The following is a 13008-nucleotide window of genomic DNA, read 5'->3' on the forward strand; positions in this document are numbered from 1 at the left end:
AAATATATCGAAAGCTGGATAAGTGATTTATATCAACGCGGTATGTTGAGTCTAACCGGTGATGAAACGGCGGGCTAAGAACCGCCCGCCGGAGGGATCAGACCGACCCTTCTTTCTCGATCACCAGAATACGCGCCGCCCCCTGCGGATGGGCGACATGCTCGCATCCCACTTCGGCGTAGAAGATATCGCCGGCGTTCAGCATGATGACCTGCTCCTCGCCGTCGACTTTCACATGCATCGCCACCTGACCATCCATCACGGCAAACACCTCCTGACCATCGTTGATGTGCCAGATATAGGGTTGGTCGGTCCAGTGCAGACGCACGGTGGTCCCGGAAAAATTGGCGATATCCAGCGCGCCCCACGCGCGGTCGGCGGTGAAATCTTTACTGCTCCAGCTCTGCATGATGGTGTCCTGTGGTAAGGGTTATTTTTTCTGCCAGTTTGCCCAGGGATCCGCTTTCTCCACCGGCGCGTCATCATCAAGGGAGGCGAGATACATGGCCTCCACCTCTTTGCGCGCCCACGGCGTCCGGCGGAGAAATTTGAGGCTGGACTTAATGCTGGGATCGCTTTTAAAGCAGTTAATGTTGACCTGGCGGGCCATTTCCGCCCAGCCATAGCGCGCCACCAGGGCATTGAGCAGCGCTTCCAGCGTCACGCCGTGCAGGGGATCTTTCGAGCTGTACATTACGATACGTCCGTTCCGCATTAAAAAAGTGCGCCTACCTTACTGGCTCTGACCGACGGGCGCAACCGGCTTCATTACGCGCTTCGCGCCTATATCTATTTAACGCAAAAGCACTGAACCCCGCGCGGTCATAAATTAGAAAATAACGTTATTGGTTGCTTATTTGGCCTTGAGGCAAGCTGTGTTCAGCCCCGGACAGAGGAAATCACCATGCGCTGCTGTTGTGCCCGAACCCTGAACCTGAATCAACCCATAACTTATTACCCCGTTTTCGGAGAACACAATGAACGCGACCACCCTGCCGATTCTCGACCTGGCCCGCTACGCGGACCCCGCGGATAAAGCGGCCTTTCTGGCCGACCTGCGTCACGCCGCCCGCGACATCGGCTTCTTCTATCTGATCAATCACGGTGTCGACGACGCGCTTCAGTATGAAGTTCAGCGCCAGTCTCAACGCTTTTTTGCTCTCGATGAGGCGCAGAAACAGCAGGTGGCGATGATCCACTCCCCCCATTTTCGCGGCTATAACCGCGCGGCCTCAGAGCTGACGCGCGGCCAGCCTGACTGGCGAGAGCAGTTTGATATCGGCGCCGAACGTCCGGCGCTGACCCTCAGCGACGACGCCCCGCGCTGGCAGCGCCTGCAGGGTCCGAATCTGTGGCCTGCCGCCCTGCCGTCGCTTAAACCGGTGTTACTTCACTGGCAACAGCAGATGACCCAGGTGGGCATCCGCCTGCTGCGCGCTTTTGCCGAAGCCCTGCAGCTCCCGGAGAATGCCTTTGACCGGCTCTACGGCGAGAAACCCAACGAGCATATCAAACTGATCCGCTATCCCGGCCAGCAGGAGACCCAAAGCAGCCAGGGCGTCGGCGCCCATAAAGATTCCGGTTTCCTCAGCTTCCTGCTGCAGGACGAACAGAAAGGACTGCAGGTAGAGGTCGCGCCTGGACAATGGATCGACGCCGTGCCGCTGGCCGGCAGCTTTGTGGTCAATATTGGCGAACTGCTGGAGCTGGCGACCAACGGGTATTTGCGCGCCACCGTCCATCGCGTGGTGTCGCCGCCGGCGCAGCAGCAGCGCCTCTCCATCGCTTTCTTCCTCGGCGCCCAGCTTGACGCGGTGGTGCCGGTTTACACCCTGCCGCCCGAGCTGGCGCGTGAAGCGCGAGGTCCGGACAGCGACCCGCACAATCCGCTGCTACGCGATGTCGGCTGGAATTATCTCAAGGGCCGTCTGCGTTCCCATCCGGACGTGGCGGAACGCTACTATCAGGACGTGTTTCGCGAACGCGCCGAGCAATTGATCGTTTAACCATAACTAAAAAGGAACACACCATGAAATATGCCGCTTTTAAACTGGCAGGGGTCGCACTGTCTCTTTCTCTGGCATGGACGTCTGCCCAGGCTGCCGCGCTGCGCGTCGCCGCGGACCCGGTTCCCCACGCGGAGATCCTCAACTACATCAAAAAAATCGATCCCAGCCTCGATCTGAAGGTGGTGGAGCTGACCAGCGGGGTCAACGCCAATGAACTGCTGGCCAGTGGCGATGTGGATGCCAACTACTTCCAGCATGTTCCCTATCTGAAGGATCAGGAAAAAGCGCTGGGTAAAACCTTTGCCGTCGCGGCCACCGTGCATATTGAGCCGCTGGGAATTTACTCGCATAAGCATAAAGATTTCTCATCACTGCCGGAAAACGCCACCGTGGCGGTGCCGAATAACACCACCAACCTGAGCCGGGCGCTGTTCCTGCTGCAGGCGCAGAAGCTTATTAAGCTGGATCCCAAATTTACCGACCCGGCCACCACCCTGGCGACGCCGAAGGATATTGTCGAGAACCCGAAACACCTGAAGATTCTGGAGATTGAATCACCGCAGATCCCGCGTTCCCTCGACGATGTCGACCTGGCGGTGATTAACGGTAACTACGCGCTGGAAGCCGGCCTGGTGCCAGCGAAAGATGCCCTGGGGCTGGAAAGCGCCGAGCATAATCCGTACGCCAATATTCTGGTGACCACCCCAGCCCTGGCGAATGACCCGCGCATTAAGGCGCTGGCGAAAGATCTGACGTCACCGCAGGTGGCGGAGTTTATCCGTAAAACCTACAACGGCTCGGTGATCCCGGTGGCCCCTCAGTCATGATAACCATCGAAGGGCTGAGCAAAACCTACGCCGGAACCGGCCGACCGGCGCTGAACGATATCGCGTTGCAGATACCGAAAGGGGCAATATACGGCATTCTCGGGCGCAGTGGCGCCGGCAAAAGTACGCTCATCCGCTGTCTCAATTTACTGGAGCGGCCCACCTCGGGCCGCATTCTGGTGAACGGACAGGATATTACCCAGTTGAACAAGGCGGCGCTGCGGGATTATCGCCTGCGCACCGGGATGATTTTCCAGCACTTCAATCTGCTGCATGCCCGCACCGTCGCTGACAACATCGCGGTGCCGCTGGAGATTGCCGGAGTGCCGAGGGCCGCTCGCGAGGCCAGGGTGCGCGAACTGCTGGAGCTGGTGGATCTCAGCGAAAAGGCCGCCGCCTTCCCGTCGCAGCTTTCCGGTGGGCAAAAACAGCGCGTCGGCATCGCCCGGGCGCTGGCCGCCCGGCCGGAAGTGTTGCTGTGCGATGAGGCGACCAGTGCGCTGGATCCCGAGACCACCGCCTCGGTGCTGGCCCTGCTGGCGGATATTAACCAGCGCCTCAATCTGACCATCGTGTTGATTACGCACCAGCTGGAGGTGGTGAAAACCATTTGTGACCACGCGGCGCTGCTGGAACAGGGCGAGATTGTCGAGAGCGGTAAACTCGCCGACCTGCTGGTGACCCCATGGTCGCGGCTGCGCCAGTCGTTGCTGCACGACCCGCAGGCTGAACAAGATTTTCTTACCCGTCACGGCGTTCAGGGGAGGCCATTATGCGGAGTAGCATGAGCTGGGAAGATTTGTGGCCGTTATTACTCGACGGCACGCTGGATACGCTTTATATGGTGGGCCTGGCGGCCCTGTTTACCGTGCTGATCGGGCTGCCCACCGGCGTGCTGTTATTTATTTCCCGCGCCAACGGGCTGGCGCCGATGCCGAAACTGAACGCGCTGTTAGGCGCGGTGATCAACATCGGCAGGTCGCTGCCGTTTATCGTGCTGCTGATCGCCCTGATCCCCTTTACCCGCCTGATCGTCGGCACCACGCTGGGCAGCACCGCCGCCATCGTGCCGGTGACCATCGGCGCCTTTCCGTTCTTTGCCCGTCTGACGGAAAACGCGCTCGACGAGGTGGACTACGGGAGAATCGAAGCCATTCTGTCGATGGGCGGTAACGTCTGGCACGTGATTTTTAAATCCCTGCTGCCGGAAGCCCTGCCAACGCTGCTGGCCGGGATCACGCTGACCATCGTGATGCTGATTGGTTTCTCCTCCATGGCCGGTGTGATCGGCGGCGGTGGACTCGGCGACCTCGCCATCCGCTACGGCTATCAGCGGTTTAATAATGAAGTCATGTTTGGCACGGTGCTGATCCTGGTGGCGATGGTGCAGGGCGTGCAAATGGCCGGCGATCGGCTGGTGCGCAGCCTGGCCCACCGTCGCTAACCGTCAGACACTAGTTCCAGCCGCACTCTGCCGCCAGCTGACGAACCAGACTGGCGGCGTCACACTCGCGGATCAACCCCACACCCTGCCCGGCCCAGTGGGCGCCATACTCATGAACGCCCTGGGCTTTCGCGGCGGCGGCCAGCGCTTTGCCGATATCATACGCCAGCGGATAATCCGGCACGGCGCTCGCCGGACAGGCTTCCCCCAGCGCACAGAAGGCATTCGCCAGACAGCGTGCCGGACGCCCGGATATCGCGGAGGTCAGCACCGTACGTCCGTCAATGCTGTTGTTGATCGCCGCGCGATAACCGGCGTCGGCGGCCGATTCCGGACACAGTAAAAACGCCGTACCGAGCTGAACGCCCTGCGCCCCCAACTGCATTACGCTGGTGATCCCCGCCCCGTCCATGATGCCCCCGGCGGCTACCACCGGGATGGTTAGCCGACGCCGCAGAAGTTGCACCAGGGTGAACGTGCTCAGTTGGGCATCAGGCTCCTGCGGAGCAAAGATCCCCCGGTGCCCGCCCGCCTCATAGCCCTGAGCGACCACTACGTCGATCCCCTGCTGTTCAATCAGCAGCGCCTCCTGGAGCGAGGTTGCCGTCGCCAGGGTGACAATCCCCTGCTGTCGCAGACGCTGGATCGTCTCACGTTCAGGAAGACCAAAATGAAAACTCACCACCGCCGGCGACAGGTCGAGAAGCAGCTCCAGCATCGGCGCATGACCGATAAATGTCTGGTAGATCTCGCTTAACGAATCCGGTGGCGTACTGCCATAGCGGGCAAAATGGGGTCGTAAAGTTGTTGCCCAGTCGGCTTCCCGCCGGGCGTCGCGCCGGGGCGGCGCATGGCAGAACAGATTGACATTGAACGGACGGTCCGTCAGCTGGCGGGTGGCGACTATCATCGCTTCCGCCTGGGCAACGGTTGAAGCACCCAGCCCCAGCGAGCCCAGCGCGCCGGCATGACTTACCGCGGCAGCCAGCGCGGGGGTGGAGACGCCCGCCATCGGGGCCTGAATCAGGGGATAATCAATATCAATAAGCGAAAGCAGCGGGTTGCTCATGGTTTCCTCATGCATTAGCGGTGCCGGAGGCTTACCATCTCCTTTAAAGATGGTAAGATCAACATCATTATCGTATTGAGAAGAAAAATATGAACCACAGCACACTAGAGATCTTCATTCAGGTGGCAGAAACGCAGAGCGTCACCCAGGCAGCAAAACGGCTGGGCCGCGCACAGTCCAATATCACGACCCGCATTCAGCAGCTGGAAGAGGAGCTTGCCGTTGAGCTCTTCGTTCGCGGCAACAAAAAAATGGTGTTGTCCCCGGCAGGCGTGCAGTTTCTCAGCTATGCCCGGCGGATCCTGAGCCTGGCGGAAGAGGCAAAGCAGGCTCTGCATCCGACAACCCCAGGCGGCAGTCTGCGTCTGGGCGCGATGGAGGCGACCGCCGCCAGCCGGCTGCCGCCGCTGCTTACCCGCTTTCAACAACGGTGCCCGCAGGTGGATATCACCCTCATCACCCAACCGACCCGCCAGTTAACCGAGGGAGTGTTAACCGCCGCCCTCGATGCCGCGCTGGTCTGCCTGCCGCCTGGGGCCGATGGTCAACCGGCCTGTCCCGCCGAGCTGGCATGCACCCCGGTGTTTTATGAAACGCTGATGCTGGTCCGTCCGCAGACCCCGGGCCCGCTGCGGTTCGCGGCATTCGCCAGCGGCTGCAGCTACCGCGCGCTGGGCGAACGCTGGCTGGCGGAGCAGCAGGCGGCCGTCGAGGTGCATGAGGTCAACTCCTATCACAGCATGCTCGCCTGCGTGGCTTCCGGACGCTACGCCTGCCTGCTGCCGCAGAGCGTGCTGTCGCAGATGACGCTTCCCGAAAACTGCCTTAGCGAACCGCTGTGCGAGGCGACCACCCAGCTTATCTGGCGCAGCGGCTTGAACGCCCCCGCTCTGAGCGAGTGGCGCAAGCTGCTGCAAAGCGTGGCGATTGGCTAAGCCCGGCGTTCGGTAAAGACCAGCCCTGCGGCAATCAGCAGCGCCAGCGCCGCAGCATAGAGCGCCGGGTTAAATGAAGCCGCGATCTGATACAGCGCGCCGGCGATAAGCGGCCCGGCAATCTGTCCCACGCCGTACAGTGCAGTCATCGCGGCAATCATATTGAAGCTCACCTGATGGCTGAGACTTTTCGCCTTCGGCAGCGCAATGGTGACGGTGCCCATAAAGGTAAAGCCCACCAATAGCGCGCTTAGCACGCAAAACAGCAGTGAAGCGCTGCAGGCTGGAAGGATCACGCCAAGCGCCTGGACGATCAGGTTGCGGGTCAGCGCCTGCCGGTACCCCCACTTTAGCACCAGCTTATGCCAGATAAGGCAGGACGGCGCGGCCGCCAGACCAAACAGCGCCCACAGATGGACCGGGTCAACGCTCTGCAGCGAACCGGACAGAAACAACGGCAGATAAGTGGCGGTGATGATATAGCCGAAGCCCGCCAGGCCGTAAACCATCAATAGTCGCCACGCCGCGCGACGCGTATCGCTCCCGGCCTCAGGCAAGGAGGTCTCAACATGGGAAACCCTCACCAGTGCAGCCGGCGGAGTCAGCAGCCAACGGATCGCCAGCGCCAGCAGCAGACCGGCGCATAATGCGCAGAGCAGCCAGATCTGCTGGCTGGTGAGGCTCAGGGCATGTCCAAGGGCGATCCCCTCCGCAGAGATAAATATCCCCAGCCCCACCCCGGCATACAGCAACGGCGCCCCGTGATGATGGCCCATATGTTCCAGCAGCCACAGCGAACCGGCAATCAGCGTTATCGCGCTCAGCGCGCCGGCGACGGCGCGCAGCGCAATAATGGTCCACGGCGAGCTCACCCAGGCCAGCAGCGCCAGGCTGGCGATGGTCAACCCGGCGGAGATAATGCTCAGTCGGCTGGCGGCCCCAGGCTGCACCCGCGCCAGCAGCAACGCGCCGACCAGATAACCAGCGTAATTGGCCGACGCGGCGAGATTGCCCTGGTGCAGGGTCAACAGACCTTCATTAAGCATCAGCGGCAGCACGCCGGTGAAGGCAAAGCGCCCGTAGCCCATGCCGATCATCAGTACTATCGACCCAGCCAGTGCCAGCCATATGGCCTGGCGCGATCTGTTATTCATCCACCACCTCATAATGATTCTCATATTAAGAACAATAGTATTTTATAATTCTTTTTTTATTATGATTAAGAGAGAATGTCGGCGCAAGGCGGACGTTAATCCGCTATGGTATTGACAGAGAGAAAATGGCGCCCGGGCACGTCTTAACACACGCCGGGCCGATTTACCGGTACAGTATCAACTTGAGCTTTTGCTTACGGGAGCCATTATGTTGTTCAGCCATATGCGTATTGCCAGACCGGTCAGTGAACTGGACGCCACCGCCAGCATGTATTGCGCCGGGCTGGGGCTTCAACAACTCGGCAGCTTTACCGATCATGAAGGATTCAGCGGGATTATGCTCGGCGCGCCCGACGCGGGCTGGCATCTGGAATTCACCCACTGTCGCCACCATCCCGTCACTCCCTCGCCAGGAGATGAAGATTTGCTGGTGCTGTATTACCCACAGCAGGCGGAATGGCAAGCACAGTGCGCCGCCATGGACGCCGCCGGCTTTCTGCGGGTTACGGCGTTTAACCCTTACTGGGAGGTCAATGGCGTCACTTTCGTCGACCGCGACGGCTATCGCACCGTGTTGCAAAACCGCGCCTGGGGAGAAGTACGAAGCGCTTCCGATCACGAGGAGAATCAATAAATTCCCCTATATGCCCTGCGCCGCGTCCGGCGCGGGCGCTATGGCTCTTCCGCCCGCAGCCACGGCGTCACCGTGAGCCCGGCCAGCAGCCCTTCCGGACTGAGCAATCGGGTGACCGTCTGTCCCCACGGTTCGTCGCGCGCCGCGACGAGCAGGCGGTATCCCTGCTGCTGCAGCCGCGCCGTCGCCGCAGTAAGGTCGCGGACCTCAAACTCAATCCATGCCTGCGCCACCGGCTCCGTCTCCGGCCACTGGTCCTGACCAAAGCAGGACTGCGCCGCCTGCGCCAGCGGCCACAGCGCGAAATGTTTCACCCCGCCGATGGCATCCTGCTCGCTGAGGAGATACGCCTCGTTACCCGGCATCGGCTTTAGCGGCAAACCCAACGCCTGACAATAGAAGTCACGGCTTTGCGACGTGCTGCGGGTGATGGGACCGAAGCCCGCAATGAACAAAACGTCAATATCAGCGAAATCGTGGGACATGTTCTCTCCTGAACGCGGTGGTAAGCTAACGCCATCATGCCCGTACGCAGGCGCCAGCGGCAAACCCGATTAATGGCGGGCGCATGCACAACATCATCGACGGTACAGACCGTTGCGCCCCTTCGGACAGACGGCGACTTCATCGGTGACAGATAAAACGCCCTCGCGACTCGCCAGCGTCCTCGCGGCGCGCTATGCTAAACATCCCTTGTATTAATCACTTATCCCTATGAGCACTTCCGTCAGCACCACGCAACTCAATTTGCGCATCATTTCGATCGTTGTCTTCACCTGTATCTGCTATCTCTCCATCGGCCTGCCGCTGGCCGTACTGCCGGGATACATTCACTATCAGCTGGGCTACAGCACCTTTGTCGCCGGGATTGTGATCAGCCTGCAATACATCTCAACGCTGATCAGTCGACCGCACGCCGGGCGCTATACCGATATCTGGGGCCCGAAAAAAGTGGTCAGTCTCGGGATCATCTGCTGTTTGCTGAGCGGTGCATTCACCCTGCTGGCGGTGCTTTTGCAGGCGACGCCGATGCTGGCCATCGCCGCGCTGCTGGCGGGCCGGGTGTTTCTTGGCGTCGGCGAGAGCTTTACCGCGACCGGCGCCACGCTCTGGGGGATCAAAACCGTCGGCGCGATCCATACCTCGCGGGTGATCTCCTGGAATGGCGTGGCGACCTATGTCGCCATGGCGATCGGGGCGCCGCTGGGGGTCACCCTTAACCACTATTTCGGCATTAGCGGATTTGCCACGGTGGTGGTGGTGGTGGCCGTCATCGGCCTGCTGTTCGCCCGCACCCGCCAGGATGTCAGCGTGACTGCCGGTGTCAGAGCGCCCTTTCACGCAGTGGTACGAAAAATTTGGCCTTATGGCCTGGGGCTGGCCTTTGGTACCGTTGGCTTCGGCGTTATCGCCACCTTCATCACCCTCTATTTTGCGGCGCACAGCTGGCAGGGCGCGGCGTTTACCCTCTCCCTGTTCAGCGTCGGCTTTATCTGCGTCCGCCTGGTGCTGGGAAATACCATTACCCGCTATGGCGGGGTCCCGGTCTCGCTGGTCTGCTTTGTGATCGAGTGTCTCGGCCTGCTGCTGATCTGGCTGGCGCCGTCAGCCTGGGTGGCCGGCGTCGGCGCCTTTCTCACCGGCTCGGGTTTTTCCCTGGTCTTCCCGGCGCTAGGGGTCGAGGCAGTCAAACAGGTGGAAGAGCAAAACCAGGGGACCGCCCTCGGCACCTACTCGGCGTTTCTTGACCTGGCGCTGGGACTCACCGGGCCGCTGGCCGGATGGGTCGCCGGCTTCTACGACCTCGCCACGCTATATCTGTTGGCGGCGATTGTCGTGGTGTTCGCTTTCCTGCTCATTTTACGCGTCCAGCGACAACAGCGAGCCGTCTCAGGAACGTAGTCAGCCCTGGCCCGCGGATCGCCGCGGGCAAAAAACGAATCGGCAATTGACGACGATTCGGCTTCCATGCCAACATCCTCCTCAGCGTCTGACAACAGATGCAAGGACGGTAGCGGAGAACAACAGAGATCGCACAACGATCCAGCCCGACGCCGTAGTCCAATCCGAATCACTGACCCACACGGTGAATTCCTGATTCTGGCGGGAAACACAGACATGCACCAAAGTTTTAATCAGCGCGTTCATTTCTATTACTGCGTCCTGGTCGCGCTGAAGATGCACGGAAAGTCGAAAAAATCGGGCGGTATCAGAGGAAAGAATAACTTTCTGCTGAAATGGCTGCGCCGGGCGCAGGATAACAACATCTTCCCGCCCGATATCACCAGCGAAATTGAATGGCTGCGAGGTAAAATCATTCAGGCCGGTTACGACACCGATCTCGAACCGATGCTGGATTTTGTTTACGCCACCGCCAGCCGCGCTGAAGCGCTCAAGAACGCCGAATAAGTCACTGCGCCCGCAACGGGCGCAGTGACTGTCCATCCCACCGCCTCCCTGAGCGTACCGACCAGACGCGAAAAGCCCACTGATGTTTATTCTTTTAGTGACACTGTCACGAAGTGGGTTACCGCTGGTAACATTCGGCGGCTGACAGTCGGCCTGTGGCGTTCTATGCTTTGCCCAGTCTTCCCTCACACTGGACCGCGCTATGGCTGACTGGAACCCTTCTTTGTATCTGCAATTTGACGCTGAACGTACCCGCCCCGCGGCCGACCTGCTCTCGCGTATTGCCCATCTGCAGGTTGAGCACGTTGTCGACCTTGGCTGCGGGCCGGGAAACAGTACCCGCCTGCTGCGCGCCGCCTGGCCGCTGGCGGCAATCACCGGTATCGATAACTCCCCGGCCATGCTGGCTCAGGCGGCACAGGCCTTACCCGACTGTGAGTTCATCGACGCCGATATTGCCCGCTGGCGGCCTGCGCAACCGGTAGACGTGATCTATGCGAACGCCTCTCTGCAGTGGCTGGCGGATCATGAGACGCTGTTTCCACATCTGGTGGCGCAGCTGGCCGTCAACGGAACGCTGGCCGTGCAAATGCCGGATAACTGGCAGGAACCTTCGCATACCCTGATGCGCCAGGTCGCCGACGAGCAGGGATTACCGGACCGCGGGCGCCAGCCCTTACTCCCGCCGGACGCCTGGTATGACATGCTGACCCGTCAGGGTTGTGAAGTTGATATCTGGCGCACCACCTATTTTCATCCCCTCGCTTCCCATCAGGCGATAAGCGACTGGTTGCAGGGGACCGGATTGCGTCCCTATCTGGCCGGCCTGGACGAGCAGTCCAGAAACGCATTTCTGACACGCTATGTCGAACTACTGGCCGAACACTATCCGTTACAGTGTAACGGAAAGGTGCTCCTGCGATTCCCCAGGTTGTTTATCGTGGCGCGAAAAATCGACGTCTAACCGGAATGAGCTCGTAAGCGTGGTAATGGGTATGGAAAACAGGGCGAAAAATCGTCCTGCTTATCAGGATGAAACATCCTGAACATCGCGATATTCAACCTCTTTCCCGGCATGCGACAGTGATTGCCATCTCAACACCCAATAACGGGAGTCACTGTGGAAAATAGCGCTGTTAATCGCAACACCCTGGCCGCCATTGCGCCAAAACTGGCCGAACTGACCGAAACGGTACTGTTTGGTGATATCTGGGCTCGCCGCGATCTGTCGCCCCGCGAACGGAGCCTGATCACCCTTTCTGCCCTGACGGCGCTGGGTAAAACCCAGCAACTGCCGTGGCATATCGCTCTCGGCTATCAAAATGGCCTGAGCCAGGCCGAAATCGTCGAGCTGTTCACCCACCTGGCGTTCTATGCCGGCTGGCCAGCGGCGGCCAGCGCCCTGACCTGTCTGAATGAGCAGGAGACACCATGCCCCTGACCCGCATATCGCTTGGCACGGCCTGGCGTCCCACGGAGTTTGCTCAATTGTCGGCGCTCTTTCATGAGTGTCTGGTGGCAGAGTTCGACGTGCCGTCAGCAGATAAATTTCAGTTTATCGAGCAGGCCGCCGACGAGCAGCGCATTTACGACCCGAACTACCTCAGCGACGGACGCAGCGCCCGCTTCGTGCTGTTTCATATTTTCGCCGGTAAACCGCGCAGCCGGGCGCAGAAACAGGGGCTTTATCGTCGGCTCTGTGCGCGGTTAGACGATGAGATGGCGGTCAGCCCGCAGGACCTGATGGTGGTTATTCAGTTTAATCAGCAGGAGGACTGGAGTTTTAGCGCAGGGAGGATGGCTATTGAATAACGCCGGCGGCGCCGCATGAGGCGCCGCGTTTCAGCACTATATTATTTGCTACCAGGCGAGATGATGCACCAGTGAGAGATCCCAGGCCGTAGCCAATAGTGAAAGAAACATAATCAGATTGACCACTGTGTCGAGACGTTTTTCCATCGTTGCTTCTCCTGAGCCGGTTTCCCCTGTTATAGCGGGAAAAGCTTAACAACCTCTTACCGCTTCAGGACCCAAGCGTGATCCTGTAGCGCACATAATCGTCAGCCGGGGTAAACTCATCATACAGATGACGGGCGGGATTATCACGGCGCGTATGCCAGTACAACCGTGACCAGCCTTTGTCTGCCCCTTCGGTTTGCAGCGACTTAATGATTGTTCTGGCAATGCCTTGTCCACGGAAGGCAGGATCGACAAACAGATCCTCCAGATAGCAGATTGGCGTGGTGACCCAGGTTCCCTCGTGAAGAATGCAGATGGCGAACCCCACCACCGTATCATCGACCACAGCCACCCTGCCCAGCACCGGGGAGTTCATGTCCAGCATTCGCTGCCAGGTGCATTCGGTCACCTCTTCCGGCTGCGGGCTGCCGTAGAAGCGGGTATAGCCTTCCCAGAGATTAAGCCATTCGGCTTTGTCGTGCGGCCGTATTTCCCGGATATCGATGACCATGCGAGTTTCCTTACAGATGAATGAATTAGCCTGCGAACATTGGCAGGGAAAATGGGT

The 13008-nt window shown here is 59.8% G+C and carries 17 protein-coding genes; 11 read left to right on the forward strand and 6 right to left on the reverse strand.

Annotation, left to right across the window (positions count from 1 at the left end):
* Nucleotides 1-97: 97 nt before the first annotated feature.
* A complete protein-coding gene (locus AC3EMD_RS13310) occupies nt 98-409 on the reverse strand; it encodes a cupin domain-containing protein (RefSeq protein WP_004205936.1) in 312 nt (103 codons plus the stop codon).
* A 21-nt stretch (nt 410-430) separates the two neighbouring features.
* Entirely contained in the window at nt 431-694 is a 264-nt protein-coding gene (locus AC3EMD_RS13315; protein ID WP_032739894.1) for a VF530 family protein, read from the reverse strand.
* A gap of 283 nt (nt 695-977) precedes the next feature.
* Here AC3EMD_RS13315 and AC3EMD_RS13320 point away from each other — a divergent pair, with 283 nt between their 5' ends.
* From AC3EMD_RS13320 to AC3EMD_RS13335, 4 genes are read left to right on the forward strand one after another with little or no spacing between them, the layout of a single operon-like run.
* The gene (locus AC3EMD_RS13320) at nt 978-2006 is read left to right on the forward strand and encodes an isopenicillin N synthase family dioxygenase (RefSeq protein WP_008804931.1); all 1029 of its coding nucleotides are present in this window, start codon (nt 978-980) and stop codon (nt 2004-2006) included.
* 23 nt (nt 2007-2029) lie between these two features.
* Nucleotides 2030-2836 carry a MetQ/NlpA family ABC transporter substrate-binding protein gene (locus AC3EMD_RS13325; RefSeq protein WP_002904638.1) on the forward strand — a complete coding sequence of 269 codons (807 nt, stop codon included), beginning with the start codon at nt 2030-2032 and terminating at the stop codon, nt 2834-2836.
* The gene (locus AC3EMD_RS13330; RefSeq protein WP_008804932.1) at nt 2833-3624 is read left to right on the forward strand and encodes a methionine ABC transporter ATP-binding protein; all 792 of its coding nucleotides are present in this window, start codon (nt 2833-2835) and stop codon (nt 3622-3624) included. The genes AC3EMD_RS13325 and AC3EMD_RS13330 overlap by 4 nt, the downstream gene beginning before the upstream one ends.
* On the forward strand, nt 3621-4280 hold the full coding sequence (locus AC3EMD_RS13335) for a methionine ABC transporter permease (protein ID WP_004217626.1): 660 nt from the start codon (nt 3621-3623) through the stop codon (nt 4278-4280). The genes AC3EMD_RS13330 and AC3EMD_RS13335 overlap by 4 nt, the downstream gene beginning before the upstream one ends.
* 10 nt (nt 4281-4290) lie before the next feature.
* Here AC3EMD_RS13335 and AC3EMD_RS13340 read toward each other — a convergent pair whose 3' ends face one another.
* Complete coding sequence (locus AC3EMD_RS13340) at nt 4291-5349, reverse strand: NAD(P)H-dependent flavin oxidoreductase (RefSeq protein ID WP_038422819.1); 1059 nt, start codon at nt 5347-5349, stop codon at nt 4291-4293.
* 89 nt (nt 5350-5438) lie between these two features.
* On the opposite strand from AC3EMD_RS13340, the gene AC3EMD_RS13345 reads away from it, so the two are divergent.
* Complete coding sequence (locus AC3EMD_RS13345; protein ID WP_023340121.1) at nt 5439-6284, forward strand: LysR substrate-binding domain-containing protein; 846 nt, start codon at nt 5439-5441, stop codon at nt 6282-6284.
* Here AC3EMD_RS13345 and AC3EMD_RS13350 read toward each other — a convergent pair.
* Complete coding sequence (locus AC3EMD_RS13350) at nt 6281-7438, reverse strand: YbfB/YjiJ family MFS transporter (protein ID WP_008804936.1); 1158 nt, start codon at nt 7436-7438, stop codon at nt 6281-6283. The two genes, AC3EMD_RS13345 and AC3EMD_RS13350, sit on opposite strands and share 4 nt — an antisense overlap.
* A gap of 208 nt (nt 7439-7646) precedes the next feature.
* On the opposite strand from AC3EMD_RS13350, the gene AC3EMD_RS13355 reads away from it, so the two are divergent.
* Entirely contained in the window at nt 7647-8072 is a 426-nt protein-coding gene (locus tag AC3EMD_RS13355) for a VOC family protein (RefSeq protein ID WP_016161001.1), read from the forward strand.
* Nucleotides 8073-8110: 38 nt separating this feature from the next.
* Here the strand turns inward: AC3EMD_RS13355 and AC3EMD_RS13360 are convergent, their stop codons facing one another.
* Nucleotides 8111-8557 carry a VOC family protein gene (locus tag AC3EMD_RS13360; protein ID WP_302074161.1) on the reverse strand — a complete coding sequence of 149 codons (447 nt, stop codon included), beginning with the start codon at nt 8555-8557 and terminating at the stop codon, nt 8111-8113.
* Between the two features lie 229 nt (nt 8558-8786).
* Here AC3EMD_RS13360 and AC3EMD_RS13365 point away from each other — a divergent pair, with 229 nt between their 5' ends.
* The 5 genes from AC3EMD_RS13365 to AC3EMD_RS13385 all read left to right on the forward strand — a co-directional run bounded on the left by AC3EMD_RS13365 (nt 8787) and on the right by AC3EMD_RS13385 (nt 12293).
* Complete coding sequence (locus tag AC3EMD_RS13365) at nt 8787-9974, forward strand: MFS transporter (protein WP_023340119.1); 1188 nt, start codon at nt 8787-8789, stop codon at nt 9972-9974.
* Between the two features lie 216 nt (nt 9975-10190).
* The gene (locus AC3EMD_RS13370; protein WP_008804940.1) at nt 10191-10481 is read left to right on the forward strand and encodes a hypothetical protein; all 291 of its coding nucleotides are present in this window, start codon (nt 10191-10193) and stop codon (nt 10479-10481) included.
* 202 nt (nt 10482-10683) lie between these two features.
* Nucleotides 10684-11445, forward strand: coding sequence for a trans-aconitate 2-methyltransferase (gene tam / locus AC3EMD_RS13375; RefSeq protein ID WP_012541762.1), 762 nt, complete (start codon nt 10684-10686; stop codon nt 11443-11445).
* Between the two features lie 156 nt (nt 11446-11601).
* Nucleotides 11602-11922 carry a carboxymuconolactone decarboxylase family protein gene (locus AC3EMD_RS13380; RefSeq protein ID WP_008804942.1) on the forward strand — a complete coding sequence of 107 codons (321 nt, stop codon included), beginning with the start codon at nt 11602-11604 and terminating at the stop codon, nt 11920-11922.
* Nucleotides 11913-12293: a tautomerase family protein gene (locus AC3EMD_RS13385; protein WP_302074162.1), complete on the forward strand. Its 381-nt coding sequence runs from the start codon at nt 11913-11915 to the stop codon at nt 12291-12293. The genes AC3EMD_RS13380 and AC3EMD_RS13385 overlap by 10 nt, the downstream gene beginning before the upstream one ends.
* A gap of 211 nt (nt 12294-12504) precedes the next feature.
* On the opposite strand, the gene AC3EMD_RS13390 is transcribed toward AC3EMD_RS13385, so the two are convergent.
* Nucleotides 12505-12951, reverse strand: a complete 447-nt coding sequence (locus AC3EMD_RS13390; protein ID WP_012968261.1) for a GNAT family N-acetyltransferase — start codon at nt 12949-12951, stop codon at nt 12505-12507.
* Nucleotides 12952-13008 lie beyond the last annotated feature (57 nt).

The organism is Klebsiella sp. PK18 (genome assembly GCF_057784655.1).

Excerpts from the sequence above, each read along its gene's own strand:
- AC3EMD_RS13310 (WP_004205936.1), bottom strand. The coding sequence starts at position 409 with ATGCAGAGCTGGAGCAGTAAAGATTTCACCGCCGACCGCGCGTGGGGC.
- AC3EMD_RS13315 (WP_032739894.1), bottom strand. The coding sequence starts at position 694 with ATGTACAGCTCGAAAGATCCCCTGCACGGCGTGACGCTGGAAGCGCTG.
- AC3EMD_RS13320 (WP_008804931.1), top strand. The coding sequence starts at position 978 with ATGAACGCGACCACCCTGCCGATTCTCGACCTGGCCCGCTACGCGGAC.
- AC3EMD_RS13325 (WP_002904638.1), top strand. The coding sequence starts at position 2,030 with ATGAAATATGCCGCTTTTAAACTGGCAGGGGTCGCACTGTCTCTTTCT.
- AC3EMD_RS13330 (WP_008804932.1), top strand. The coding sequence starts at position 2,833 with ATGATAACCATCGAAGGGCTGAGCAAAACCTACGCCGGAACCGGCCGA.
- AC3EMD_RS13335 (WP_004217626.1), top strand. The coding sequence starts at position 3,621 with ATGAGCTGGGAAGATTTGTGGCCGTTATTACTCGACGGCACGCTGGAT.
- AC3EMD_RS13340 (WP_038422819.1), bottom strand. The coding sequence starts at position 5,349 with ATGAGCAACCCGCTGCTTTCGCTTATTGATATTGATTATCCCCTGATT.
- AC3EMD_RS13345 (WP_023340121.1), top strand. The coding sequence starts at position 5,439 with ATGAACCACAGCACACTAGAGATCTTCATTCAGGTGGCAGAAACGCAG.
- AC3EMD_RS13350 (WP_008804936.1), bottom strand. The coding sequence starts at position 7,438 with ATGAATAACAGATCGCGCCAGGCCATATGGCTGGCACTGGCTGGGTCG.
- AC3EMD_RS13355 (WP_016161001.1), top strand. The coding sequence starts at position 7,647 with ATGTTGTTCAGCCATATGCGTATTGCCAGACCGGTCAGTGAACTGGAC.
- AC3EMD_RS13360 (WP_302074161.1), bottom strand. The coding sequence starts at position 8,557 with ATGTCCCACGATTTCGCTGATATTGACGTTTTGTTCATTGCGGGCTTC.
- AC3EMD_RS13365 (WP_023340119.1), top strand. The coding sequence starts at position 8,787 with ATGAGCACTTCCGTCAGCACCACGCAACTCAATTTGCGCATCATTTCG.
- AC3EMD_RS13370 (WP_008804940.1), top strand. The coding sequence starts at position 10,191 with ATGCACCAAAGTTTTAATCAGCGCGTTCATTTCTATTACTGCGTCCTG.
- tam (WP_012541762.1), top strand. The coding sequence starts at position 10,684 with ATGGCTGACTGGAACCCTTCTTTGTATCTGCAATTTGACGCTGAACGT.
- AC3EMD_RS13385 (WP_302074162.1), top strand. The coding sequence starts at position 11,913 with ATGCCCCTGACCCGCATATCGCTTGGCACGGCCTGGCGTCCCACGGAG.
- AC3EMD_RS13390 (WP_012968261.1), bottom strand. The coding sequence starts at position 12,951 with ATGGTCATCGATATCCGGGAAATACGGCCGCACGACAAAGCCGAATGG.